Genomic DNA, 22,886 nt, shown 5'->3' with positions numbered 1-22,886 from the left:
TCTGAGGCTCACAAGACTGGTTGCAGCGGCAACCTGGCGGCGGCTGAATGCGCCTAAAACAAGCACATCAGCGTCGCCGCCATGTCCGATCGGCTTCACCCCCTGCTGCGTCAGGTTGGCTTGGCGGTGCCGCCCGGATTGAGCAACGCGGATGTCACCAGCGTGAGCTGCGATTCGCGCCGGGTGGGTCCTGGCACGGTGTTTGTGGGTCTGCCTGGTGAACAGGTGGATGGGGGGATCTTCTGGCCCCAGGCGCTGCAGGCCGGTGCTGTGATCGCGGTGATCGGTCGCGCCGCTGCCCAGGCTTGCCCACCTACCGATCAAGACCCGGTGCTGGTGGTGGCCGATCCGGTGGCCCGCTGGGGTGGACTGCTGGCGGCGGAGTTTTGGCAGCAGCCCAGCCAGCGCATGCATCTGATCGGGGTGACGGGCACCAACGGCAAAACCACCACCACCCATCTGATCGAGCATCTGGCGGCCTGCTGCGGCACCCCATCGGCTTTGTTTGGCACGTTGGTGAACCGCTGGCCGGGTCACAGCGTGACCGCTCAACACACCACGGCTTTTGCCGATGTGCTGCAGGGTCAGCTTGCCCAGGCCGCCGAGGCCGGGGCCCAGGTGGGGGCGATGGAGGTGAGCTCCCATGCCCTCGATCAGCAGCGGGTGAGTGGCTGTCGTTTCTCGGGCGCGGTCTTCACCAACCTCACCCAGGACCATCTCGACTATCACCCCTCGATGCAGGCCTACTTCGAGGCCAAGGCATCGCTCTTCGGCTCCGCTTGCCTGGAGCTCGATGACGCCCACTCCACGGCGGTGGTGAACGTCGACGACCCCTGGGGCCAGCAGCTCGCTGAGCGTCTCGGCAGTCATTGCTGGCGCAGCTCCCTTGAGGAGGGCAGCAGCGCCGAACTGCGGATGGAGCAGCTCCAGTTCACGGCACAGGGTGTCTCTGGGGTGCTGGTGACGCCGCTGGGCAGGGGTGCGTTTGAGTCGCCCCTGCTGGGCCGCTTCAACCTGATGAATCAGCTGCAGGCGGTGGGGGCTCTGCTGCAGCAGGGCCTGCCTCTGGTGAATCTGCTGGCGGGTTTGGCCAGCTTCCGCGGCGTCCCCGGCCGGATGGAGCGGGTGAGCGTGGGCCGCGCCGAATGCCGCAGCGCGCTGCCGACCGTGCTTGTGGATTACGCCCACACCCCCGATGGCCTCGAGAGTTCGCTTCAGGCCTGCCGCCCCTTCGTGTCGGGTGGGCGGCTGATCTGCGTCTTTGGCTGCGGTGGTGATCGCGACCGCGGCAAGCGGCCGCAGATGGGCGCGATCGCGGCGCGACTGGCCGATCAGGTGGTGGTCACCTCCGATAACCCCCGCACCGAGGATGCTCAGCAGATTCTTGATGATGTGGTTGCTGGGATTCCCGCCGGCACCGCTCTGTTGGTTGAGGCCGATCGCAGTCGGGCGATCGCTGAGGTGATCGCCTCAGCAGGGGGCGATGATTTGGTGCTGATCGCTGGAAAGGGCCACGAGGATTATCAGATCCTGGGCACCCGCAAGGTGCACTTCGACGATCGGGAAGAGGCGGAGAAGGCGCTGCGGCTTCGGCCCTGCTGATGCTTGGCCTGCGGGCTGTGGTTGCGATGGAGAAGTGCAGTGCTAGCAGGCACCATCCGGGAATCTCCATAGCGTCCGATCGAGCTGTTGTGCAGTGAGCGGAGCATGGCCCAGTCCCCACCTCTATCGAGGAAGTGTCTGGCTGAATCGATCGGAACGTTTGTGCTGGTCTTCGGGGGGTGTGGAAGTGCTGTGCTGGCTGCAGTTTTTCCCTATGCCCAAGTTGAGACCAACCCCTTGGGGCTGGGTTTTTTGGGGGTATCGCTGGCGTTTGGTCTGACGCTGTTGGTGATGGTGTTCGCCATCGGCCATATCTCCGGCTGCCACATCAACCCGGCGGTCAGTTTTGGCCTCTGGGCCAGCGGCCGCTTCCGCGCTGCGGAGCTCCTGCCTTATCTCGCTGCCCAGATGCTGGGCGGGCTGATCGCCGGCGGTCTGCTCTATGCCATCGCCTCCGGTCGCCCCGGCTTTGACCTGTCGGGTTCCAACCCGCTGGCCACCAATGGTTTCGGTGCCCACTCACCGGGTGGTTATGGCCTGATCTCTGCGCTGGTGATCGAGGTGGTGCTTACGTTCATCTTTCTGCTGGTGATCCTTGGCGCCACGCATCACAAGGCACCCGCAGGGTTTGCCGGTGTGCCCATCGGTCTGTCCCTCACGCTGATCCACCTGATCAGCATTCCCGTCACCAACACCTCGGTGAATCCGGCCCGGAGCACCGGTGTGGCGCTGTGGGCAGGCGGTGAGGCCGTGAGTCAGCTGTGGCTGTTCTGGCTAGCCCCGATCGTGGGTGCAGTGCTGGCGGGCTGGGTGCAGCGTCAGCTGCTTGACGGACGCGACTGACGTTGGTGGCGGCCCCTGAGTGCCCGCTTCAGGTCAGCTTTGTGATGGCTTCCAGCAGCCGCTCTACCTCGGACGCTGAGGTTGTGATGTGGGTGCAGGCCCGCAGGCAGTCCGGATCATCGAGACGACGGATCCAGATCTGCTGCTCGCCGAGGGCTTGAACGGCATCTTGGGTGCTGATCCCCTCCAGTGTGAAGCTCACGAGGCCGGCCGGTGGCGGCTCCGGCAGCAGGGTCTCGACACCAGCAATCGCTTGCAGTCCCTGCCAGAGCAGCCTGCTGCAGGCTTGAATCTGCATGAGCCGATCGGCATCGGAACCGGCACTGGCCAGGAGTTCCAGCGATGCGCTTAGGCCGCTGCAAAGCGGCACGCAGGAGGTGGCCACTTCAAAGCGGCGGGCATCGCTGTGCCAGTGGCTGCCGCCGCTGCTTTCGTCTCTGAGGCTGCGCCAGCCGATCAAGGTGGGCTGGGCCTGCTCCAGCAGCCGTTCGGAGAGGGCTACGCCACCGAGGCCCTCCGGGCCGCAGCACCATTTATGACCCGTGAAGGCATAAATATCGGCGGCCCTGGCGGCCTCAGCCACCGGCATTGATCCCATCGACTGGGCGGCATCCACCAGCAGCCAGGGCTGATTGCCGTGCTGCTGCAGCCGCTGCGCCACCGTTGCGATCGGCATCACGCTGCCGCTGTTCCAGAGCAGATGTGAGAGCGCCACTAGCCGGGTGCGGGGAGTGAGGGCCTCCTCCAGCGACTGCAGCACCGCCGCATCCAGCTGGGACTGGGGGGTGCGGCGGCAGAGCTCGAGTAGTGCCAGCCTCCGGATGTCCAACCCTTCCCGCCGGGCCAGTTCCCGGCAGGCCGCCACCACGCCCGGGTGCTCGCAATCGCTGAGCAGCAGCTGATCACCGCTTTGCCAGGGCAGGCCCCAGAGCGGCAGCACACAGCCGCTGGTCACGTTTTCGGTGAGGGCCAGCCGATGGGTTCCCACGCCGCAGAGGCCGGCCATGGCCTGACGGACCCGTGCTGTTTCCTGCTCGATGAACGGCCAGACCTCTGTGGTGAAGGGGCCCAACTCCTGAATCCTGCGCCAGCTGGCGGTGATTGCATCCAGGGCGGGTGTGGGTAGTGGGCCCTGCCCCCCGTAGTTGAAGTAGGTCTTGTTGGCCAGTGCCGGGCAACGATCACGCAGCCCTGAGGAGGAGGTGTGGATCACGCGGTGGGTCGCAACTCGGTTGGTCTACCGCAGCTGGGCTCAGCGATTGCCGTCGACCGAATCAGCGCTCCATTTCGCTCTGGATCTCAGCGTCGCTGAAGGGGCGAACGGGGTGGGTGAGCTTCCAGCCCTGGATCACCAGGCTGAGTCCCCAGCCGAAGATCGGCCAGATCGGCCAGAAATAGCCACGACCGGTGGCGGCCCAGATCACAATCAGCACGGCGTTGACGAGCAGGTATTGCTGCACCTGGCTGCGGTAGGCGCGCTTTTGGCTGAGGCGGCGGATCGCCTGCTGTCTGGCGTCGTTGAGGCTGGTCACGGCTGGCTCTCCCTCACATCACCTGGCCCACCATCACAGCGGCGATCGCTGAGAACAGGGTGATGCTCAGGGCGGTGATCGGATTCTGGCCCTGGGCGACAGCAAAGCTGGTGATCACACCGGCGCCGAGGCAGGCCACGGCCAATTGGGTGGTGATGGCGGGGCGTTGCTCCATGACCAGAGGATCGATTGCGAGCAGCTTGCTGGCCCCCAGACATCTGGGCCCGGCATCTTTACCTGGCGTTGGTGTTCGTTACGCCCCGCAATGTCAGCCCGCGGGCTGACGGGTGGAGGCAGGCCGGGCACGGCCGCTGCTGGCCCACTGCTGCAGGGCTTCGAGTTGTTCCCGCGCCGTTCGCGATAGCGGCACCAACTGGGCGGCGGCGCTGATCAGATCGCTCTCGCCAAATTCGCGCTGCTCGCTGAAGGCCTGGTGCATTGCTTCGATCACCACCTGCTCGAGTTCGGCACCGGAGAAGCCCGCCGTGCGATCTACCACCACCTCCAGCGGCAGGCTGTGATCGGGGCGCCGCCGGCGAAGTTGCAGATCAAGGATGGCGTTGCGCTCGGTTGCATCGGGGAGATCCAGCAGGAAAATCTCATCGAAGCGGCCTTTGCGGAGTAGCTCCGGTGGCAGCTTCTCCACGCCATTGGCGGTGGCCACTACAAACACGGCGCTGCTCTTTTCGGCCATCCAGGTGAGCAGGCTGGCCAGCACGCGCTGGCTCGTGCCGCCATCGCTGCGGCCATCGCCCGCTGCGCCGAAGCCCTTCTCGATCTCATCGATCCAGAGCACGCAGGGGGCCATCGCTTCAGCCCGTTGGATCATGTCGCGCGTGCGCGCTTCTGAGGCCCCCACAAGCCCGGCAAACAATCGCCCCACATCCAGCCGCAGCAGCGGCATGGCCCAGCTGTGGGCGATGGCTTTGGCTGTGAGCGATTTGCCGGTGCCCTGCGGGCCCACCAGCAGCACGCCCCGCGGCAGCGGTAGCCCGTAGCGGCGGGCTTCATCGCTGAAGGCCATGTGGCGTTGCTCCAGCCAACGCTTGAGGCCATCAAGGCCACCGATGTCGGCGGGGGTGGCTTCTGTGGGGCAGTACTCCAGCAGCTCACTGCGGGCGATGGCCTGGCGTTTTTCCTCCAGCACCTCCTCGAGATCCGCCAAGCCGAGCTGGCCGCGGCTGGCTAAGCCCCGGGCGGCCACCTGGCGGATGCGCTGCGCACTGAGGCCGCTGCAGCTGTGGCTGAGCTGCTCGAGCAGTTCCCCTTCCATGCTTTGGCCGCAGGCCTGGGCGATGCTGCGCAGCAGCGTTTCGATCTCCTGCTGATCCGGCAGGGGCAGATCCAGCAGGGTGATGCATTCCTCCAGATCTCGCGGCAGCTGCCATTCGGCAGCTGTGATCACAAGGGTGTGAGGTTGCTGGCGGAGGCTTGTGGCCAGGTTGCGCAGCTTGCGGCAGATGCTGGCGTCATCGCTGTAGCGATGGAAGTCGTGCAGCACCAGCAGGGCCGGTTGGTCGGCGGGCAGAGCGGCCAGGCTGTCGAGAGCGGCGAGGGGATTGCGGGCGGCCTCCCCATCGCGGCCGGGCCAGCCAGTGAGGCCACTAATGAAATCCCAGCGGGCAAGCGCACGGTTGCCCAGGCGCTTGGCGGCAGCGCTGAGCAGGGCGGCGATGCGCTCCTCTTCCTGGCTGCGGATCCAGAGGATGGGGGTTCGCGCCCGGATCAGCAGATCGAGGTGGTCGGCCCAGGCCTGGCTCATGGCTGCAGGTTCTTGAGCGCAGCCCAACGCGGATCAATGGGCTCGGCGGCCGCTTCTGCGGCCAGAAGATCGGGGCCGGGGCACTCGCTGCCGCAGCGGTTCACGAAGGGGAGTTGCAGGCTGAGCTGCTCAAACAGCCAGTGTTCGGGATCGAAATCGCCGCTGGGATCGAGGCTTTCGCAGAGGCCATCGGGATCAAGCTCCAGCACCTCGCTGCCGCCCTCGATCACAGTTTCGGCGTCTACACCTTGCTCGCGTGCTTGATCGCCCAGCCAGACCACTTCTTGATGGCGAAAGCTAAGGGGATGGTTGAAGTGCTGCAAGCAGCGATCGCAGCGCAGGGTCACGATCGTGCTGGCGTTGCCACTCACCTCAAGGATGTTGCCTCGGTGTACAGCGGTGAGCTCACCGCGCACCGGGGTGAGGCTCTCTAGCTCGCGGAGCGGCTGATCCACCTGCCAGTGGCGGCCATCGGCGAGCAGCCGCAGCTCCTGCAGCGGCACTGGCTGCAGGAGATTACCCGCGGGTTGCTGCGGCGCGACGCCCATGGCTCACTTCTTGCCCTTGGGCTCAAACGGCATCCGCTCGCTGCCGGTCACGGTTGCCGTGACCGTTTTCGCTTCGGCGGCCCGCTGCTGATCGAGGATCGCTTGCAGGTTGTCGGGCAGCGCTTCGCGGGTGAGCAGGAACGTTTGCGCGGCTTGGAAAATGTTGGCCACCACCATGTAGAGCAGCACACCCGCCGGCAGAGGGAAGAACAGGAACATGCCAGTGATCATCACGGGCGTGATCTTGTTGGCTGTGGCCTGCTGCGGGTTGGCGGGCATGCCCATGCCCGAAAGGATCTGGCTCACGAACAGGCTGGCGCCGAACGCGGCCACCAGGATGGCGATATCCCAGTTGACGGCCCCATCGGTGTAGAAACCCACCTGACCCAGAGCTTGGATGAATAGGAAGCCGCTGCGGGCGGCCAGGCCGGGGATCTTGGCCTCAACCGTCACATCGCCAGGGGCGATGGCATGGATGCTGCCGCTCTGATCCACGCTCACCAGGCCCTCACCTTTGGTGACGCTCCAGGTGGGGGTGAAGGCGCCGCCGCCATCCACACCGCTCAGCACCGAGGCAAAGCTGGCACCGTCTTTGGTGTGCAGGCTCACGGTTTCGGTGTCGCCCACACCCAGCTTGGTGCCCTTCTCCAGGCTGGCGATCACGGGAACGTGATCGGTGGCCGTCACGAAGATCGAGTGGCTGGGGCTGTTGAAGGGCTTGGGTTCAACCGCCGCGATCTGATCTGCCGGCAGCACCTTCAGATTGAGGGTGTAGGGCACATCGGCAAACGGTGATCCGCGCAGGGTGGCGAACAGCGCGAACAGGATCGGCATCTGCACCAACAGAGGCAGGCAACCCGATAGAGGGCTGCCGAACTCCTTCATCAGCGATCCCAGCTCCTCTTGCTGCTTCTGGGGGTTGTTGGCGTATTTGGCCTTGATCTCAGCCTGGCGTTTCTGCATCACCGGCTGGGCGATGCGCATGCGGCGGGCGCTGCGGATCGAGCCGGCACTCAAGGGGAATAGCGCCAGGCGGATCACCACGGTGAGGGCGATGATCGCCAGGCCGTAGCTCGGCACCAATCCGTAGAAGAAATCGAGGATCGGCAGCAGCAGGTTGTCGGAGATGTAGCCGATCACGGCGTGTGCAGGTCCGGGGGAGTGGGAAGTGGAGCCAGTGTGTCAGGCGGGTGGCTCAGGCCGCCGCGTTCTTGCTGAAGCCGGTTTTGGTGCTGGCCTTGGCAGCAGGGCTGGCAGCGATGCGCTCTTCGATGTAGGCCTCAGCCTCTTTGTAGCGGGGCACGGCTCGCATCTCGAGCTTCGTGCCGTCGTTGAGCACCAGCACCATGTCGCCCCAGAAGCCCAGACCGCGGGCGACTGAGCGCACTTCGCGAATCTGGCTGTACACCACCTGGCTGCGGTCGCGGCCCAGCCAGCCACCGCTCACTTCCACGCGCCGACTGGTGATGCGGAAGCGCAGCCATAGGCCCCGCACAATCGCGCCCACCGCAAAGGGAATGCCAATCAGGGTGAGGCCGAACAGCAGGTTGGTGATCAGATCGCCCTTCGCCGGACCTCCGGCGTAGAACACGTCTTCATTGATGCTGGCTCCGGGGGCCACCGGAGGCTTTTGCGGTGCACCGCTCATGGGCGTAGTCCTGCCTTGGTGAGGAGGTTTGAACATTCTCCCAGCAGAGCCTGGTCAGTGGCGTCGGCGCTGCCGGGTTTGAGCGAGATCAGCAGCCAGCGGCCCGTGGCCTGATCCGGCAGAGCCTCAATCATGGCGCTGAGATGGCCATGCAGTAAACGCCGCAGCTGATTGCGGCGCACGGAGCGCTTGCTCACTTTGCTGCTCACCACCACCGCCATTCGGCAGCTGGTGGGGTTGTGGTCGCGTGGATCGGCTTTGAGCAGCTCGGGCTGACCCGTCATGCAGCGCAACACCATCAGCTGACCGTGATGGCGCTGCCCCTTCTGGTACAAGCGATCAAACACAAACCGCCCCCGCAGCCTGTGTTCCCGAGACAGAACCATCGGAAACAGAGGTGCGGGGGCGGCGTGGTGCGGTGCTGGTCTGTCAGTCAGACAGCCAAGCGAGCGCGGCCACGCTTGCGGCGGGTGCGGATCACGCGGCGGCCGGTGTGGCTGCGCATGCGAACGCGGAAACCGGAAACACGCTTGCGCTTACGGCTGGTTCCTTCAAGGGTGCGCTTGGTCATGGCTCCGGCTCGGCTTCGCCTTCAACGTCGATCGCCCAACCTACCAGCCCGCCTCAGCTCAGTTGCTGGGGGGATCGATCTGGATCAGCCAGCTGCCGAGGTAGCCCGACACCGGCACATCACCCGGGGCCTGGGCCAGGGCATTGAACTGATACATACCCGCGTTGAAGGGGTTGAACAGGTTGATGTACACACCGATGGTTTTGCCCACGGGCACTGGGGTGTCCGGGAAGATTTCGATCGCGCTGCCGTCATCGGCTATTTCAATCGTGGCTGGAATATCCGCTTCACAACGGGTGCGGGCCAACATGCCGCCCTCCTTCATGTAGCAGAGCTTGACGTACTTGGGATTGATCTTGACGTCGAACGTTTTTGGGATGCCCACGGTGAGCTTGAGGATCGCTGTTTTGCGGTCTTTGGGCTTGAGAATGAGGTAATACTCCGAGCGCTTGAGGCGCTGGGTATCGGTCATGAAGAAGTAGAGCTTGCGGTAATCCTTGCTGCTGTCCCAGCGGAATTCCACAAGCCCTGGGGTGCCCTGGCTGTTGGCGGGCAGCATCGGGGCAAGGGCCGCGGCGGCGCCGGCAAGCCCGAGGGCTGCTGCTACGGCCGTGCCGGCGGCGGTGGTGCGAAAACCTGCCATAAGTGCGATCTGGCCAAGGAACGATTGAGCACCATTCTTGGCAGCTGGGCCTGGCTGAGGGGTGGAGCAGGGTGCCGGCGCTGGGGTTGGAAGTGATGACCAGATGCAACTCAGTCGGCCAGATCCGGCCGCAGCCGGGCTGCATCGCGCAGATAGGCATGGCGCACGGGTCGCTCGCTCGCTAGCCAGGCATGGGCCAACAGGCGGATGCAACGGGGCAGATCACCGGCCACCGCCATCTGCTGGCAATCGAGCAGCGCTACAGCATCCCAGCCCTGCCGGTGCCGGGCGATGGCGGCGGGGAACACCGCATCGAGATCAGCGGTCACCGAGAAGGTGACCGATAGCAGCTGGCTGCCTTCGAGATCGTTGCGCTCCACCAGGGCATCGAGCAGCTCGGCCACCGCTTCGTTGATCGCCTCGCGGGAGTTGGCGTTGGCGGTTGTGGCTCCGCGCAGGGCGCGGAGCTCTCTGGTGCTGCTCATGGGCGATGCAACCACAGCGGTTGGCCGTTCCAGGCCAATTCCAGATGGAGGGCGTCGCTGAGGCGCGCGAAGAGGTTGCGGCCGGGGATCAGACCCGAGAAGCGTTTGGTGGGCTGCCCGAAGCTGATCGGCCGAGTTTTCTCCACATCGAGCTCCGCTAGCTCACAGGCCAGGCGCCTGGCGCACTCTTCATCGCCCAATTGATCCACCAGGCCGTGCTGGAGCGCCTGAGCGCCGCTGAATACGCGACCGTCGGCGAAGAGGCGTACGGCCTGCTCCTCCAAGCCACGCCCCTCCGCCACAGCGGCCACGAACTGGCCGTAGCTGGAATCGATCAGCTCCTGCAGTAGCTGCCGTTCTGCACCGGTGAGCGCGCGATCCGGCGAGAGGATGTCTTTGTAGAGGCCGCTCTTCACCGTTTCGAACTGGATGCCGATGCGCTCCAGCAGGCGGGAGAGATTGTTGCCCCGCAGGATCACGCCAATGGAGCCGGTGATCGTGCCGGCATTGGCCACGATCTTTTCGGCCGCCACACCTACATACACCCCGCCGGAGGCTGAGATGTTGCCGAAGCTGGCCACCACCCGGCAGCCCTTTTGCCGCAGCCGCTGGATCGCCGCATGGATCTCCTGGCTGTCGCCCACGGTGCCGCCGGGGCTGTCGATGCGCAGCAGCAGGGCCGGGAACTCCCGTCGCTCCACCTCTCGCAAAGCCTTAACCACCCGTTCGCGGGTGCTGGATGCAATCGCCCCTTCGATGGCGATACGCGCCAGTTTGCGGCGGGATTTGCGGCGCCAGGGCCAGACCATCGCGGCGATGTGTAGTGGCTGGATCTTAAAAAGGAGACCCGTGGGCAGCAGGTGCTGGTGAAGGTGCGCTGGCTTCTGATGCTCTTGCCGTTTGCCCTCTGGGGCACCGCTATGGCGGCGATGAAGCCGCTGCTGGCAGGGGCGGGGCCGTTGACCCTGGCTTGGATGCGGCTGCTGCCGGCTGGTTTGGTGTTGCTGGCAGCCGCTCAGCTTTGGCGCGGCCGCAGTGGTGTCGATCGGCGCGATTGGGGCTGGTTGGTGGTGTTTGCCCTGGTGGATGCCACGGCCTTTCAGGGCCTGCTGGCCCGTGGTTTGGTGAGCACTGGCGCTGGCTTGGGGTCGGTGTTGATCGATTCCCAGCCGTTGCTGGTGGCACTGCTGGCTCGCAGCCTCTTCGGAGAGGCGATCAACCCTGTGGGCTGGCTGGGGCTGTTGATTGGTTTGCTCGGGATCCTGTGCCTCGGCCTACCAGCTCCCTTGCTGCAGCACTGGTGGCTGATGGGGCCCGAAGCGCTGGATGTTCAGGCCTGGAGCCATGGCGAGCTGTGGATGTTGGCCGCCGCGCTGGCGATGGCCCTGGGCACGGTGATCAGCCGTTACGCCTGCCGCCATAGCGATCCGGTGGCGGTTACGGGCTGGCACATGCTGCTGGGTGGTGTGCCATTGCTGGCCGGATCAGCGCTGTTGCCCGCCTTCCGTGCGGAAGCGCCGCCGTTCTGGCCAACCTGGAGCCTGGGGCAGTGGGGCTTGATGGCCTTTGCCGCCTTGTTGGGCAGCGCCCTGGCCTACGGGTTGTTTTTCTGGTTCGCCAATCACGGCGATCTCACCAGCTTCACTGCGCTCACGTTTCTCACGCCAGTGTTTGCCTTGTTGTGTGGGGTGCTGCTGCTAGGGGAGCAGCTCCAACCCCTGCAATGGCTTGGTGCCGCCTTCGCCTTGGTGAGCGTGGTGCTGATCAACCGCCGCGCGCTGATTTGGCATCCAGCCGCAGCTGCTGAGGTGATGCCGTGAACCTGCTGGTGGTGTCCACCCCGCTGGGACCTTTGGGCAGCGGCCGTGGCGGTGGTGTGGAGCTCACCCTGGCGGGGCTGGTGGCGGGCTTGCTGCAGCGGGGGCATCGGATCACGGTGCTGGCGGCAGAGGGCTCAGTGCTGCCGGCCGATTGCACCGCCGCTCAGCTCTGGACGTGCCCTGGTGAGCCCCAGCTCAGCGTGCAGCACCAGGGCCGTGAAGCCCTGATCACCATGCAGGCTGATGGCCTACTGGCCCGCTTCTGGCGCCGGGTGCTGGCGGAGGCGCCTGCGGCGGGGTTCGATGCGGTGCTCAATCTCAGTTACGACTGGTTACCTTTCTGGCTCACCCCCACGGCACCGCTGCCGATCCTGCATCTGGTGAGCATGGGTTCGGTGACCGCTGCCATGGATGCGGTGATCGCGGAGGTGGCGGCCTGGGATCAGCGGCATCTGGCCTTTCACACCGCCTCCCAGGCGGCAGATTTCGCTTTGCCGCAGCCGCCGGTGTTGGTGGGCAATGGTTTTGATCTGAGCGCCTATCAGTTCTGCGCGCAGCCTGAGCCGCTGCTGGGTTGGGTGGGCCGTGTGGCGCCGGAGAAAGGGCTCGAAGATGCCGCGGCTGCGGCCGCGCGGGTTGGCCTGCCCTTGGCCGTGTGGGGTCTGCTCGAAGATCAGGCGTATGGGGAGGCTGTGGAGGCCTCGGTGCCGCCGGGCACGCTGCAGTGGCGGGGGTTTTTGCCCACGGCCCAGCTGCAGGAGGAGCTGGGCCGTTGCCTGGCCTTGCTCAACACGCCCAAATGGAATGAGGCCTACGGAAATGTGGTGGTGGAGGCCATGGCCTGCGGCGTGCCGGTGTTGGCGTACAGCCGCGGGGGGCCGGGTGAACTGGTGCAGCCGGGGCTGAACGGCTGGTTGGTGGAGGCTGACGATGTAGCGGCACTGGCGCAGGCGGTAGGGCAAGTGGAGCGCCTCGATCGCTCCGCCTGCCGCCAGTGGGTGGCGCAGCACGCATCGCGGGCGGTGCTGGCGCAGCGCATCGAAGCTTGGCTAGAAGGGGCGCTTCAGCCGTAAGCGATAAGGTCGGGCTTGACGCAGCTCGCCCTGGTGCCCCGCAGGTTCGTGTTGCCGTTGGTGCTGCTCTGCGGGCTGGCGATCTTTGTGTGGGGCCTGGGCAGCACGGGGTTGGTGGATGAAACCCCGCCCCTCTTTGCCGCCTCGGCCAGGGCGATGGCACACACCGGCGATTGGCTGATCCCCCGGGTGAACGGCCTGCCCCGTTACGACAAACCGCCGCTGGTGTATTGGCTGATGGGGCTTGCCTATGCCCTGCCTGGCCAGCCGCAATGGGATCCCCTCGGCACCTGGGCGGCGCGGCTGCCCTCGGCCCTCAGCACGGTGGCGCTGATGCTGGTGCTCGCATCCACGCTGTTGCGGTGGCCCCAGCCGCTGGCCAGTGGTCGTTCGCCATCGGCCTCCCAGGCCGTGATCACCGCGATCACCGCGGCTCTGGCTTTCGCACTCTCTCCGCTGGTGCTGATCTGGAGCCGCGTGGCGGTGAGCGATGCGCTCCTCACGGGCTTGCTGGGGGTGGTGTTGCTGCTGTTTTGGCGTTGCTACGCCGGTGCTGGCCGTTGCTGGTTGGCCTGGGTGCTTCTGGGCCTGGCGGTGCTGGCTAAGGGCCCGGTGGCTGTGGTGTTGGCCGGGATCACCCTGATGGGCTTCGGTTTCTGGCAAAGGGATCTGACCGGTTTGGCGCGGCGGCTGCGGCCCTGGCCAGGGCTGGGGATCACGGCTGTTGTGGCCCTGCCCTGGTATGGCCTGGCGGCCCTGGTGGAAGGGCGCCCCTTTATCGAGAGTTTCTTCGGCTATCACAACCTGCAGCGTTTCACCGGGGTGGTGAACAACCACCTGCAGCCCTGGTGGTTTTTCTTGCCGGTGCTGCTAGTGGGGGCGTTGCCCTTCACGCCGCTGCTGCTGGCCGGCCTGAGCACCGCCGCGCGCACGGGCCTGGCTCCTCAGCCCGCTGAGCTGTCGCTGCAGCGCTATGCAGCCTGTTGGTTGCTGGCGGTGCTGTTGTTTTTCACCCTGGCTGCCACCAAGCTGCCCAGCTACTGGATTCCGGCCACACCAGCTGCTGGTGTGTTGATCGCCCTGGCGGCCCAGCAGCGCCCTGGCCGCTGGCTGCTGGGTAGCACTGTGGTCCTGCAAGCGGTGCTGGCGGTGGGCCTGGCGGCTGCGGATCGCTGGGTGCCGTTGATCAACGAGCCTGAGCTGCCCACCCTGCCGGCGGAGCTGCTGGCCAGCGGCCTGCTGATGCGGGCCGCCGTGTGTTTCGGGGTGGCCCTGGTGGCGGCTGTGTTGCTGCGCGCGCAGCGCGGCTGGCTGCTGGCTCAACAGCTGGCGATGGCCACGTTTGTGGTGGCGGCGCTGCAGCCGCTCGTGGGGCTGGGGGATCGGGTGCGCCAGCAGCCGCTTCGGCGTATCGCCGCGGCGGCCGTGGCTGCGCGCCGGGCCGGTGAACCGCTGGCGATGGTGGGCATCCTCAAGCCCTCGCTGCACTTCTACACCGATCAAGTGGTGATCTACGAGGGGGTGCAGCCCAATGGGCCGCTCAACCTCAATGACCGGCTGCTGCGCGAGCAGCGCCGCCAGCAGAGGCCCACACCGCCCACGGCCGATGCCAGCGTGCTGGTGGTGATCGATCAACGCACCGCTCAGCTGCCCCACTGGCAAGGGCTGCCTCACCAGCACCTGGCCAAAGAGGGGCTGTTCTCGCTCTGGCGTGTGCCCCGCCAGGCCCTGGATCGCTGGGCGCTTGGGCTGAGGGAGCAAGGGCTGCCCGCTCCCGATTGGCAGCTGCCGCGGCCCGAGCGCTACTGAACGGCGGGGGTGGTGGCGTCGCTCGGCGATCCAAGCGCGACGCCGTTGTCCATCCGTTCGCGCTGGCAGAAGCTGCAGCGGCTCCAGCGCTGCAGTTCACCGGCAGGCGCCGGCCTCCCGCAGCTGGGGCAGCCGGCCATGCCGAACACATCCACCCGGCTGGGGTGCTGCGCCCACACCTGAGCCTCCTCTTCGCTGCCGAAGGCTGGCAAAGCACCGGGCTGATGCTGTTGCAGCACCAGATCTTTGACTGAGAAACCGGCTCCGCGCAGGGCTCCCAACAAGCGGTGCTTGTTGTAGCGGAGAGCCTGCAGCCACTGGGCATGGCGGGCTCCCACCACCAAGCGCCCACCCTGGAGCCGCAGCGGCTGGCAGTGGGGGGCGAGCTGCGGACCAGCGATGTGCGGCCAGGCCTGCCAGAGGGCGGCCAGGTTTTCCTCGCGGCGCCAGTGCTGCTGCAGCTGGTTGAGGCATGCCTTCAGGCCCGTGGCCGGTGCTGGCGGCGAGGGCACCAAATAAGACACATCACCCGCTTTGCGCTGTTGCATCAGCCTGCAGTGAGGGAGCGGATCGGGTGGTTGCTGCTCAGATCCGGCGCCGGATAGAGGGTGGTGCAGTTGAAGGCGAAATCACCGCCGGCCTCCTGCACGATTTTGGCGATCTCAAGGAAGATCTTCTGCTGCACCGCCAGATACTCGCTCCACACGGTTGTGCGGGTGAAGCAATACACGAGCAGATTGATTGATGAGTTGGCCCATTCGTTGAAGCTCACCAGCACCATCTGTTGGGTATCGATGTCGGGGTGGTTGTGCAGAAGCTCATTCACCGCCGCTGCGATCGCTTCGATGCGCGGTAAATCTTCGTAGCGCAGGCTGATGCTGGCTTTGATCTGGCGGTTGTACATCCGCCCCGGGTTTTCGATCGGAGTGGTGGCGAACACCGAATTGGGGATCGAGAGTGGCCGGCGATCGAGAGTCACGATGCGTGTGTGATACCAGCCGATGCGCTCCACAGTGCCCTGCAGCGTGGAGGTTTCCACGCCCGCCCAGATCGGGAGCTGAATCCAATCGCCCACGGAAAAGGGGCGCGTGAAATACAGCATCAAGCCCGAGAGAAAGTTCTGCGATACCTGCTGGGTGCCGAAGCCGATGCCGATGCCGGCCCCGCCCAGCATCGTGGCCACAGCCGTGGTGGACACGCCGAAGGTGACCATCAATGCCGCCAAGGTGATCACCACCACGCCGATCGAGAGCAGCCGATCGAGAAGGCTGGTGATCATGGCGCGGTCGCGCGGATCCTCCACCCCCAGCCAGCGCTGCACGTGATCGGTGCGCAGCAGCATCTGCCCCACATTGATCGAGGCCCAGCCGAGGGCGATCAGGGTGAGAGCTGTGGACGTTTCCAAGCCCTTGAGTGGCATCAGGGCTGGCGCCGCCCCGCTGAGCGCATGGGCAAGCCAACCCAAATACAGCGCTGCGCTCAGGCCGGTGATCAGCGGACGCTTGAGCGTGGTGGCCAGGCGCGGCACCAGCGGCCGCACGCGTCGTCCATGGCGCTCGATCAGCGTGAGCAGCAGCCAAAGGGCCAGCAGCAGCCCTGTTCCCACCAGCAGTCCTTCGTTGCTTTGGAAGAAATCAACGTCGGTCAGAAGCCGCTGGCGCGCACTTGACATCAGCTATCGGGGAGCAACGTCCACCGTAAGGGTGGAGTTTTCACGTGGCCGCTTTCGATAGCCTGTCGCCACGGCTTCTGAAACCGCTGCACATCCATGGGCTTCTTTGATCGCCTCAGCCGTTTGGTGCGTTCCAACGCCAATGCGGTGGTGGGGGCCATGGAGGATCCGGCCAAAATCCTCGATCAGTCGGTTGCGGATATGCAGGCCGATCTGGTGAAGCTGCGCCAGGCAGTGGCCACGGCGATCGCTAGCCAGAAGCGCATCCAAAACCAGGCTGAGCAGGCTGAAGCCCAGGCCAAAACTTGGTATGAGCGGGCAGAGCTGGCGCTCAAGAAAGGAGAGGAGGATCTGGCCCGCGAGGCCCTTGGCCGCCGCAAAACCTGCCAAGACACAGCCACCGCGCTCAACACCCAGCTGCAGAGCCAGGCCAGCCAGGTGGAGCAGCTCAAGCAGAGCCTGGTGAAGCTGGAAAGCAAGATCGCCGAGGCCAAAACCAAAAAAGACATGCTCAAGGCGCGGGCCCAGGCGGCCCAGGCCCAGGAGCAGCTGCAAAGCGCCGTGGGCAATCTCGGCACCAACAGCTCGATGGCGGCTTTCGAGCGTATGGAAGAGAAGGTGCAGAGCCTCGAGGCCCGCAGCCAGGCCGCCGCGGAGCTGGCAGGTGCAGATCTCGAAAGCCAGTTCGCGGCCCTTGAAGGTGCTCCGGAGGTGGACGATGAGCTGGCCGCCCTGAAGGGCAAACTCTCTGGCAGCGCCCCTTCCGCAGCCCTGCCTGCCGCAGGAGAGGCCGTTCAGCCGGTGAAGGTGGAAGAGGTGGATGCTGAGCTTGAGGAGCTGAAGCGCTCGATCGACAAGCTCTGATCCATACAATCGCCGCAGCTGTGCCTGCTGTTGTGTCTGTTCTGCACCTCACCGATGCCAACTTCCAGGCCGAGGTGCTGGATGCACAAACGCCGGTGCTTGTGGATGTTTGGGCGGAGTGGTGTGGCCCATGCCGCCTGATGGCGCCGATGATGGATTGGGCCGCTGGTGAGTATGCAGACCGTTTGGTGGTGGGCAAGCTTGAAGCAGACCCCAATCCCACGGCCCGCGATCAGATGGGCATTCAGGGGCTCCCCACGCTGGTGATCTTCAACAACGGCCAGGAAGTGGCCCGCCATGAAGGAGCCATGGCCCAGCCCCAGCTCAAGGCTTTCCTGGATGCCCATCTCTGAGCCGTTGCCGGCCCTGCACCTCTCGGATCGGGTTCGCGGGCTCGGCAGCGGTGTGTTCGCGCGCAACGATCAGCGCAAACAGGCCTACCGGGCGCATGCGGCTCAGGCCGGCCTGCCCCCCTTGCTGGATCTTTCGCTCGGATCCACCGACTTACAGCCGCCGGATGTGGCGATGGCGGCGATCCGCGAGCAGCTGGGCCGGCCTGAAAGTGCGGCCTACTGCCTGCATGGCGCCACCCGGCCGTTTCGCGAGGCTGTGGCGGCTTGGGCTCAGCGCCGTTTTGCGGTGGCGGTGGATCCTGAGCGGGAGGTGCTGTTGCTGGTGGGCTCGCAAGAGGGCACGGCCCACCTGCCCCTGGCGGTGCTCAATCCGGGGGATGCCGCGCTCCTGCTTGATCCCTACTACCCATCGCATCTTGGGGGGCTGCGCTTGGCCTCGGCTGCGCCACAGGTGTTGAAGCTTGATCCAGCCGCTGGCTTCGCTCCGGATTTTGATCAGCTCAGCGCCAGCCAGTGGGAGGCCCTCAAGCTGATGGTGCTGGGGTTCCCCCACAACCCCACGGCCACCACCGGCCAGCAGGCCTGGGTGGATGCAGCGGCTGAGCGGGCCGTGCGCCATGGCCTGGTGTTCGCCCACGACAATCCCTATGTGGATCTGGCGCTCGATGGCGAAGCGCCGGCGCTGCTGCGCACACCGCTGTGGCGGCAGTGCGGCATTGAATTTTTCTCCTTTTCCAAGGGCTGGTGCATGGGCGGCTATCGCCTGGCCTTTGCCATCGGTGCTGAGCCCTTGATCACGGCCCTGCGCCAGCTCAAAGGGGTGGTGGATTTCAACCAGAGCACAGCGCTGCAGGCCGGTGCCATTGCGGCGCTGGAACAGGCGGCCGATTGGCCGGAGCGGATCAAGCCGATCTATCGCGAGCGGCGCGATCGCATTGCAGCCTTGCTGCAGGCAGCCGGCTGGCCGATGCGGATTCCTTCGATGGCTCTCTATCTCTGGCTGGAGCTGCCGCCGCAGGCCCGTGCGGCCGGGCTGGATTCGGAATCCTTCTGCGCCCAGCTGCTGGAGGCCACCGGTGTGTGCCTCACACCCGGCAATGGCTTCGGTGCTGGCGGTGAGGGCTATGCGCGGCTGGCGCTCGTGCACCCCATCGAGCAGCTGGAAGCCGGCGCTCAGCGCATGGCGGCGTGGCTGGCTCAGCTCTAAAGGCAGGGGCTGTGGCCGCTGCCTTGCGGCAGCTGCCGGCGGATCAGCCCTTGCCTTGGCAGCTGCGGGTGCTGCCGGTGTGCGGCAGCACCGAGCGGGAGCTGGAGCGCGGGTTGAGCGCCGGCTGGATGCCGCCTGTGGCCTTGATGGCCCAGCAGCAGCGCTATGGCCATGGGCAGCAGGGGCGGCTGTGGCTGTCGCCGCCCGGTGGGGTGTGGCTGAGTGCGGCCCTGCCGTGGCCCGCGGCACCCGATGGGTGTGCCTCGCTGTCTTTGGCGGCGGCGCTGGGGATTGCCCTGCAGCTGGAGCCGTTGGGTCTGCGGCCGCAGATCAAGTGGCCCAATGATCTGCTGCTGGAGGGCCGCAAGCTGGCGGGCATCCTGCCGCGGCTGCGTTGGCGGGGCCCCCAGGTGCGCTACGCCCAGCTGGGGGTGGGCATCAATGGCGTGAACCGTGTACCCGCCGGTGCCATCAACCTGGCCGAGGCCCTGGGGCTGTGCGGCCATCCACAGGCTCAGCCCGCGCGGCTGGCGGCGCTGGTGCTGCGGGGCCTGGAGTGGGCCGCGGCGGCAGCTGGCCAGGCTGAGCTTGTCCGCCGCCAGGCGGAGCAGCGCCTGTGGCGGCCGGAATGGCTCGAGCACCACGGCGAGCGCTGGAGCGTGGCCGGCCTGGCAGCCGATGGTGGCCTGCGCGTGCGCCGCGGCACGGCAGAAGCTGTGCTGCAGCGCTGTTTTTGATCGCCTGCGCGAATCGATCAGCCAGCTGCGGTTTGCCCTTGCATCAGCACGGGGAAGCCGGCGGAGAGGCCGCTGAACAGCATTTGGATGGCTATCGCGGTGAGTAGCAGGCCCATGATTTTGGTGAGCACCTGCAGAGCTGATGTGCTGATCTTCGAAGAGAGCATGTCGCCCGCATCAAAAATTGCATAAACCACCAGGCTCAGGATCAGGATCACCAGGCTGATCTCCACCTTGCCCATCAAGCTGGCGGCTAGAGGATCGGCGATCACCAGGGTGAGCGTGCCAGGGCCGGCCAGAAGGGGGATGCCAAGCGGCACGATGCCTTTCACCGATGAGTTTTGGTCGCGATCCACAGAATCAGGATCGTGATGCACTTTCGATGGCTCGGATCGCAGCATCGACAAGCCGATCAGCACCACAATCAAGCCGCCCGCCACCTGGAATGCTGCGCGGCTGATGCCAAAGAAGTTGAGCAGGTCGTTGCCCAGCCAGTCTGCGAGCAGCAGCGCAATCAGAAAGGTGAAGGCTGCGCTGCTGGCGATCGCTCTGTCTTTGCGCTTGTTGCCGTCGGTGAAGGAGAGGTAGATCGGCAGGTTCCCGATCGGGTTAGCGATCGTGAAGATCCCAACTGCGGTGTGAAGCAACGACATGGCTTGCGCTGAAGGGTGAATAACGGCATCAGATCAGAGCTTGCTGAGCTCTCGGCGGCGTGTCATCCCTGCTTCATGGATGGATGCGCTGCAGCGCCGGCCAGCTGGCGGCGCGCTTTCTACACTTTGGACGACTTTGTTCGGCGGCTGCGTTGCCTCGCCTCCAACCCCTGAGCCTCCTGGCCGTGCTGCCGGCGCTGTTGGGCGGCGGTCTGGCCTGGGCGCAGCTGGAGGCGTCTCAACCCGAGGAGAGCGCACCTGCGGCATCTACAGCACCGGTGGCTCCTCTGCTGCCACCCCCGGGTCGCACCGTGGTTCCGTTGCGACCCGACCCGGCCCGGCTCAGTGGTGCAGCCACTCCCCCGAAACGCTTCGATCAATCCCTTGATGAGCTGGTGCGCCAGGGGGTGGTGACCCCCAATGAGCGCAATCTGGTGCGTGGCGGCGGCGGAGCGCTGGCGCCATTGGACGTGGGCGCGTTTCAGCAGGCTTGCCGCGGCGGAGCGCTTTCGGCCAAGGAGTGCCGCGGCGGCATTGCCCTGCGCTGGGGCCGCCGCAGCGGCAGCAACGGCAACACCGCCTGGGGCGGGCGGATGGATGCCAACGGCATGCCCCTGCCGCCGCTCACCGTCCCGGTGTCGGCGCTGCTCGCCGGCAATGGCGGCAGTTTCAACCTGGCCAGCGTGTTTCGGGTCACGCCCCGCCCCGCACCGGTGCTGGGCAATGGCAACCGCAGCCTGCTGCTGCCAATCATCGGCAGTGCGGTGAACACCAGTGGCTTCGGTTGGCGGTTGCATCCGCTGCTCGGGGCCTGGCGGCTGCATGCCGGTGAAGATCTGGCGGCGCCGGAGGGCACACCGGTGGTGGCGGCCCTGAGCGGCAAGGTGGTGAGCAGTGGCCTGGCGGGCGGCTATGGCCTGGCGGTGGAGGTGGAACATCAACGGCCGCTGCGCCGCAGCCTCTACGGCCACCTCTCTGAGCTTTATGTGAAAGCCGGCGACGTAGTGCGCCAGGGCGAGGTGATCGGCCGGGTGGGCAGCACGGGATTAAGCACGGGCCCTCATCTGCATTTCGAGCTGCGGGAGCCGGCGGTTGGCGGCTGGGTGGCGATCGATCCGGGCGACTTTGATCCGGGCCAGGGCCTCAAGGGCACAGATGCCATTGCATTGCTGATGGGGCAGCTGCTGCAGAGCTTGGAGCGGCCATCAGCGATGGGCTGAGGTCGCTGTGCCCTGCATGTGAGCGGATCAGATCAGATCAGCTTGGATGTTCCCCAGTCTGGTTTGTGGTTCTACGAATTGGGCAAAGGGTGTGAGGTCGTTGAATCGGTCTGCGTTGCTGCTATTCAAGGTTGTGTAGAGCTCGCCTGTGCGCCGATCCAGGATGAATGGCCGATCATTCTTGATCAACTTGTTGGCCTTGCGAGTGTTGGCAAAGGTCTTGATCTTTGACTTGGCGCCCTTGAGTTTGTTGGTGTCGAATCCCAATCTGTCTTCTTTTCGATTGAAGTCGACGATTCGAATTGTGCCTGTTGCCTCTGTGTCGTCGCGATTGGCTGACAAATAGTTCTTGCTGAAGATGAAAGTATCCTTTTTGCCGGTCTCGCTAAGCATCAGGTTGCCTGTGATGGGATCAGAGCTGTTGATCCTGTTCATGTGACCCAATAGGTCGGCTGATGCTGCGTCCACGCCCATGGCAGATCGCTCTAGATCTGTGCTGCCGGCTTCGTAAACGGTTAGGCCCCACAGGGTGAGGGCGTCGTTGAAAACGTCATCGCCTTGGAGGCCATTGCCGATTGCCCAGCCGCCCGATGGTGAGACGGATGTTCCATTGATGCCATTCGTTCCAAACATTGTGTTGAGATTGGCGACAGTCGTTGAGGTCCCTGCAGGATCACTCAGATGGCTATTCCCTGCATAAGCGAGAAGGCCTGCGGCGGTAAAATTCTGTGTGAAGTCTCCGTCCCCATCGTATGGCGTGGCGATTTTAAGTGTGTCGGGAATGTACCAATAGTTGGTGTCTGCAAAGTGTTTGTTGAGTGCTTTTAGGTTGGCGTTGGCTACACTAATCATGTCGACATCTGCTATGTTTTCTTCTGCGTTGATGTAATTCAGTATGCGCATTGGCAGCCTCTGGGAATCGGAGTTATAGTCACTTCCGTATCTGTTAAATGTGAAGTCCGAGTATTGGTCTGATGCTTTCAGCGCACCGTAGGTTGGATTGGAAATATTGGCATAATACTTTGAGGCGTCAATCATTCCGGTGGCGGGATTCTCGCTTCGCCCCGTATCGTTGGCGCCAAAGTTGAAGACTGCTTTCCAGGCTTCTTTTGTGTAGTCCTGGGCTTTCTCCCAGAATGATGCACCTTCTGTGTCATAGAGCTCAAATAGCTGATAGGCGCGTGGGTCGGAGTAGTCGGGGTGCCAGTTGTTGCCAGCGAAGCCTGCTTCGGCTTGTTTGAAGCCGTCTTGGAGTATGTGGTTGTTGGCTTCGCTGTCGTTCGTGGAAAAATCGTTTTGCCGGATCGCAGTGGCGTAGTTTTTGGCTAGGGTGTAATAAAGCTCGTCGTTTGTGGTTGAGTTGCCCCAACCGTAAATGCTTGCTGCCTGGTCTGCATAGACATAGGCGAGGGCGATGTTGATGTCTCCGTCGCCTGCTGAATTCGTATCGCGAATAGTGAATTTGCCGTCATTTCCCTCTGTGAGATACCATGACATTAGAGGTTTTTCGTTGCCCTTAATGGTCGTCTGGACAGTGGCTGAAAGCTGGTCAAATGTTGTTTTGTCGTTATAAAGAGCCGCGAGCATCATGGCGTATCCCATGCTCTCGCTGATCACGCCCGCGCCATATGTTCCAGAAGTATTCCAAACGGCTCGGCCAGGGTCTGTGCCTGAGCTCACGCTGGATCCGTTCACCTCTTTGACGTCCCGCCAGTACTTGGCTGCCTTGTAGCTGTTGTAGTACTCGGAGTACTTGAAGGGCTCGCTGCTATGGCTCATCGTGCGCGCCCTGGAACAGGGTTTTGTGAGAACATTGTCAATCTGGCTGGCTTTCTGGTGTGAGC

Annotated in this window: 26 protein-coding genes; 10 read left to right on the top strand and 16 right to left on the bottom strand. The window is 64.7% G+C overall.

What is annotated here, in order from left to right; genetic code table 11:
* The first annotated feature begins 81 nt into the window (after positions 1-81).
* Positions 82-1,602, top strand: a complete 1,521-nt coding sequence (locus tag KJJ24_RS07900; RefSeq protein ID WP_214337890.1) for a UDP-N-acetylmuramoyl-L-alanyl-D-glutamate--2,6-diaminopimelate ligase — start codon at positions 82-84, stop codon at positions 1,600-1,602.
* Positions 1,603-1,707: 105 nt separating this feature from the next.
* The gene (gene aqpZ / locus KJJ24_RS07895; protein ID WP_214337889.1) at positions 1,708-2,445 is read left to right on the top strand and encodes an aquaporin Z; all 738 of its coding nucleotides are present in this window, start codon (positions 1,708-1,710) and stop codon (positions 2,443-2,445) included.
* Positions 2,446-2,473: 28 nt separating this feature from the next.
* On the opposite strand, the gene KJJ24_RS07890 is transcribed toward aqpZ, so the two are convergent.
* The 12 genes from KJJ24_RS07890 to sppA all read right to left on the bottom strand — a co-directional run bounded on the left by KJJ24_RS07890 (position 2,474) and on the right by sppA (position 10,443).
* The gene (locus KJJ24_RS07890; protein WP_250544526.1) at positions 2,474-3,658 is read right to left on the bottom strand and encodes an aminotransferase class V-fold PLP-dependent enzyme; all 1,185 of its coding nucleotides are present in this window, start codon (positions 3,656-3,658) and stop codon (positions 2,474-2,476) included.
* Positions 3,659-3,719: 61 nt separating this feature from the next.
* Complete coding sequence (locus KJJ24_RS07885; protein ID WP_214337886.1) at positions 3,720-3,977, bottom strand: 2TM domain-containing protein; 258 nt, start codon at positions 3,975-3,977, stop codon at positions 3,720-3,722.
* Between the two features lie 13 nt (positions 3,978-3,990).
* Complete coding sequence (locus KJJ24_RS07880) at positions 3,991-4,152, bottom strand: hypothetical protein (protein ID WP_214337884.1); 162 nt, start codon at positions 4,150-4,152, stop codon at positions 3,991-3,993.
* 93 nt (positions 4,153-4,245) lie between these two features.
* Positions 4,246-5,739 (bottom strand): AAA family ATPase, encoded by a 1,494-nt coding sequence (locus KJJ24_RS07875; RefSeq protein WP_214337882.1) that lies wholly within the window; start codon positions 5,737-5,739, stop codon positions 4,246-4,248.
* Positions 5,736-6,287, bottom strand: coding sequence for a DUF177 domain-containing protein (locus KJJ24_RS07870; protein ID WP_214337881.1), 552 nt, complete (start codon positions 6,285-6,287; stop codon positions 5,736-5,738). Before KJJ24_RS07870 ends, KJJ24_RS07875 begins: the two co-directional genes overlap by 4 nt.
* A gap of 3 nt (positions 6,288-6,290) precedes the next feature.
* Positions 6,291-7,427 (bottom strand): membrane protein insertase YidC, encoded by a 1,137-nt coding sequence (gene yidC / locus KJJ24_RS07865; protein ID WP_214337879.1) that lies wholly within the window; start codon positions 7,425-7,427, stop codon positions 6,291-6,293.
* A 55-nt stretch (positions 7,428-7,482) separates the two neighbouring features.
* Positions 7,483-7,935: a PH domain-containing protein gene (locus KJJ24_RS07860; RefSeq protein ID WP_214337877.1), complete on the bottom strand. Its 453-nt coding sequence runs from the start codon at positions 7,933-7,935 to the stop codon at positions 7,483-7,485.
* Positions 7,932-8,321: a ribonuclease P protein component gene (gene rnpA / locus KJJ24_RS07855; protein ID WP_214337875.1), complete on the bottom strand. Its 390-nt coding sequence runs from the start codon at positions 8,319-8,321 to the stop codon at positions 7,932-7,934. Before rnpA ends, KJJ24_RS07860 begins: the two co-directional genes overlap by 4 nt.
* A 47-nt stretch (positions 8,322-8,368) precedes the next feature.
* Positions 8,369-8,506, bottom strand: a complete 138-nt coding sequence (rpmH, locus tag KJJ24_RS07850; protein ID WP_094588186.1) for a 50S ribosomal protein L34 — start codon at positions 8,504-8,506, stop codon at positions 8,369-8,371.
* Between the two features lie 58 nt (positions 8,507-8,564).
* Positions 8,565-9,149: a DUF2808 domain-containing protein gene (locus tag KJJ24_RS07845; protein WP_214337873.1), complete on the bottom strand. Its 585-nt coding sequence runs from the start codon at positions 9,147-9,149 to the stop codon at positions 8,565-8,567.
* A 110-nt stretch (positions 9,150-9,259) separates the two neighbouring features.
* Positions 9,260-9,634, bottom strand: coding sequence for a chorismate mutase (gene aroH / locus KJJ24_RS07840; RefSeq protein WP_214337871.1), 375 nt, complete (start codon positions 9,632-9,634; stop codon positions 9,260-9,262).
* The gene (gene sppA, locus KJJ24_RS07835) at positions 9,631-10,443 is read right to left on the bottom strand and encodes a signal peptide peptidase SppA (protein WP_214337869.1); all 813 of its coding nucleotides are present in this window, start codon (positions 10,441-10,443) and stop codon (positions 9,631-9,633) included. Before sppA ends, aroH begins: the two co-directional genes overlap by 4 nt.
* A 78-nt stretch (positions 10,444-10,521) precedes the next feature.
* On the opposite strand from sppA, the gene KJJ24_RS07830 reads away from it, so the two are divergent.
* Genes KJJ24_RS07830 through KJJ24_RS07820 form a run of 3 tightly spaced genes read left to right on the top strand, consistent with a single transcriptional unit; the run spans position 10,522 to position 14,336 of the window.
* Positions 10,522-11,454 carry a DMT family transporter gene (locus tag KJJ24_RS07830; RefSeq protein ID WP_214343467.1) on the top strand — a complete coding sequence of 311 codons (933 nt, stop codon included), beginning with the start codon at positions 10,522-10,524 and terminating at the stop codon, positions 11,452-11,454.
* A complete protein-coding gene (locus KJJ24_RS07825; protein ID WP_214337867.1) occupies positions 11,451-12,527 on the top strand; it encodes a glycosyltransferase family 4 protein in 1,077 nt (358 codons plus the stop codon). The genes KJJ24_RS07830 and KJJ24_RS07825 overlap by 4 nt, the downstream gene beginning before the upstream one ends.
* 33 nt (positions 12,528-12,560) lie before the next feature.
* On the top strand, positions 12,561-14,336 hold the full coding sequence (locus KJJ24_RS07820) for a glycosyltransferase family 39 protein (protein ID WP_214337865.1): 1,776 nt from the start codon (positions 12,561-12,563) through the stop codon (positions 14,334-14,336).
* Here KJJ24_RS07820 and KJJ24_RS07815 read toward each other — a convergent pair.
* Both KJJ24_RS07815 and KJJ24_RS07810 read right to left on the bottom strand, forming a co-directional pair.
* On the bottom strand, positions 14,330-14,884 hold the full coding sequence (locus KJJ24_RS07815; RefSeq protein ID WP_214337863.1) for a DUF721 domain-containing protein: 555 nt from the start codon (positions 14,882-14,884) through the stop codon (positions 14,330-14,332). The genes KJJ24_RS07820 and KJJ24_RS07815 overlap by 7 nt on opposite strands.
* On the bottom strand, positions 14,884-16,008 hold the full coding sequence (locus tag KJJ24_RS07810) for a mechanosensitive ion channel family protein (RefSeq protein WP_214337861.1): 1,125 nt from the start codon (positions 16,006-16,008) through the stop codon (positions 14,884-14,886). Before KJJ24_RS07810 ends, KJJ24_RS07815 begins: the two co-directional genes overlap by 1 nt.
* Positions 16,009-16,104: 96 nt before the next feature.
* On the opposite strand from KJJ24_RS07810, the gene KJJ24_RS07805 reads away from it, so the two are divergent.
* The 4 genes from KJJ24_RS07805 to KJJ24_RS15080 are packed head-to-tail and all read left to right on the top strand — an operon-like array spanning position 16,105 to position 19,169.
* The gene (locus KJJ24_RS07805; RefSeq protein WP_214337859.1) at positions 16,105-16,872 is read left to right on the top strand and encodes a PspA/IM30 family protein; all 768 of its coding nucleotides are present in this window, start codon (positions 16,105-16,107) and stop codon (positions 16,870-16,872) included.
* A 20-nt stretch (positions 16,873-16,892) separates the two neighbouring features.
* Positions 16,893-17,225, top strand: a complete 333-nt coding sequence (gene trxA, locus KJJ24_RS07800) for a thioredoxin (protein WP_214337857.1) — start codon at positions 16,893-16,895, stop codon at positions 17,223-17,225.
* On the top strand, positions 17,212-18,432 hold the full coding sequence (locus KJJ24_RS07795; RefSeq protein WP_250544524.1) for an aminotransferase class I/II-fold pyridoxal phosphate-dependent enzyme: 1,221 nt from the start codon (positions 17,212-17,214) through the stop codon (positions 18,430-18,432). The genes trxA and KJJ24_RS07795 overlap by 14 nt, the downstream gene beginning before the upstream one ends.
* An 11-nt stretch (positions 18,433-18,443) precedes the next feature.
* Positions 18,444-19,169, top strand: coding sequence for a biotin--[acetyl-CoA-carboxylase] ligase (locus KJJ24_RS15080; protein ID WP_305803593.1), 726 nt, complete (start codon positions 18,444-18,446; stop codon positions 19,167-19,169).
* 17 nt (positions 19,170-19,186) lie between these two features.
* Here KJJ24_RS15080 and KJJ24_RS07785 read toward each other — a convergent pair whose 3' ends face one another.
* Positions 19,187-19,822: a MarC family protein gene (locus tag KJJ24_RS07785; protein ID WP_214337853.1), complete on the bottom strand. Its 636-nt coding sequence runs from the start codon at positions 19,820-19,822 to the stop codon at positions 19,187-19,189.
* 59 nt (positions 19,823-19,881) lie between these two features.
* Between KJJ24_RS07785 and KJJ24_RS07780 the strand changes: the two genes are divergently transcribed.
* The gene (locus KJJ24_RS07780; RefSeq protein WP_250544523.1) at positions 19,882-21,042 is read left to right on the top strand and encodes a M23 family metallopeptidase; all 1,161 of its coding nucleotides are present in this window, start codon (positions 19,882-19,884) and stop codon (positions 21,040-21,042) included.
* A gap of 27 nt (positions 21,043-21,069) precedes the next feature.
* Here KJJ24_RS07780 and KJJ24_RS07775 read toward each other — a convergent pair whose 3' ends face one another.
* A complete protein-coding gene (locus KJJ24_RS07775) occupies positions 21,070-22,821 on the bottom strand; it encodes a glycosyl hydrolase family 8 (RefSeq protein ID WP_214337852.1) in 1,752 nt (583 codons plus the stop codon).
* Positions 22,822-22,886: the final 65 nt, after the last annotated feature.

Source organism: Synechococcus sp. LA31, assembly GCF_018502385.1.
Lineage (GTDB): Bacteria > Cyanobacteriota > Cyanobacteriia > PCC-6307 > Cyanobiaceae > Vulcanococcus.
Note: the sequence above shows the minus strand (reverse complement) of the source record. Positions and strands in the feature narration are given on the sequence as shown.

Excerpts from the sequence above, each read along its gene's own strand:
- rnpA (WP_214337875.1), bottom strand. The coding sequence starts at position 8,321 with ATGGTTCTGTCTCGGGAACACAGGCTGCGGGGGCGGTTTGTGTTTGAT.
- KJJ24_RS07880 (WP_214337884.1), bottom strand. The coding sequence starts at position 4,152 with ATGGAGCAACGCCCCGCCATCACCACCCAATTGGCCGTGGCCTGCCTC.
- KJJ24_RS07810 (WP_214337861.1), bottom strand. The coding sequence starts at position 16,008 with ATGTCAAGTGCGCGCCAGCGGCTTCTGACCGACGTTGATTTCTTCCAA.
- rpmH (WP_094588186.1), bottom strand. The coding sequence starts at position 8,506 with ATGACCAAGCGCACCCTTGAAGGAACCAGCCGTAAGCGCAAGCGTGTT.
- KJJ24_RS07775 (WP_214337852.1), bottom strand. The coding sequence starts at position 22,821 with ATGAGCCATAGCAGCGAGCCCTTCAAGTACTCCGAGTACTACAACAGC.
- aroH (WP_214337871.1), bottom strand. The coding sequence starts at position 9,634 with ATGAGCAGCACCAGAGAGCTCCGCGCCCTGCGCGGAGCCACAACCGCC.
- KJJ24_RS07900 (WP_214337890.1), top strand. The coding sequence starts at position 82 with ATGTCCGATCGGCTTCACCCCCTGCTGCGTCAGGTTGGCTTGGCGGTG.
- KJJ24_RS07815 (WP_214337863.1), bottom strand. The coding sequence starts at position 14,884 with ATGCAACAGCGCAAAGCGGGTGATGTGTCTTATTTGGTGCCCTCGCCG.
- KJJ24_RS07785 (WP_214337853.1), bottom strand. The coding sequence starts at position 19,822 with ATGTCGTTGCTTCACACCGCAGTTGGGATCTTCACGATCGCTAACCCG.
- sppA (WP_214337869.1), bottom strand. The coding sequence starts at position 10,443 with ATGGTCTGGCCCTGGCGCCGCAAATCCCGCCGCAAACTGGCGCGTATC.
- KJJ24_RS07860 (WP_214337877.1), bottom strand. The coding sequence starts at position 7,935 with ATGAGCGGTGCACCGCAAAAGCCTCCGGTGGCCCCCGGAGCCAGCATC.
- KJJ24_RS07870 (WP_214337881.1), bottom strand. The coding sequence starts at position 6,287 with ATGGGCGTCGCGCCGCAGCAACCCGCGGGTAATCTCCTGCAGCCAGTG.
- KJJ24_RS07830 (WP_214343467.1), top strand. The coding sequence starts at position 10,522 with ATGCTCTTGCCGTTTGCCCTCTGGGGCACCGCTATGGCGGCGATGAAG.
- KJJ24_RS07875 (WP_214337882.1), bottom strand. The coding sequence starts at position 5,739 with ATGAGCCAGGCCTGGGCCGACCACCTCGATCTGCTGATCCGGGCGCGA.
- KJJ24_RS07795 (WP_250544524.1), top strand. The coding sequence starts at position 17,212 with ATGCCCATCTCTGAGCCGTTGCCGGCCCTGCACCTCTCGGATCGGGTT.
- KJJ24_RS07805 (WP_214337859.1), top strand. The coding sequence starts at position 16,105 with ATGGGCTTCTTTGATCGCCTCAGCCGTTTGGTGCGTTCCAACGCCAAT.
- aqpZ (WP_214337889.1), top strand. The coding sequence starts at position 1,708 with ATGGCCCAGTCCCCACCTCTATCGAGGAAGTGTCTGGCTGAATCGATC.
- KJJ24_RS07845 (WP_214337873.1), bottom strand. The coding sequence starts at position 9,149 with ATGGCAGGTTTTCGCACCACCGCCGCCGGCACGGCCGTAGCAGCAGCC.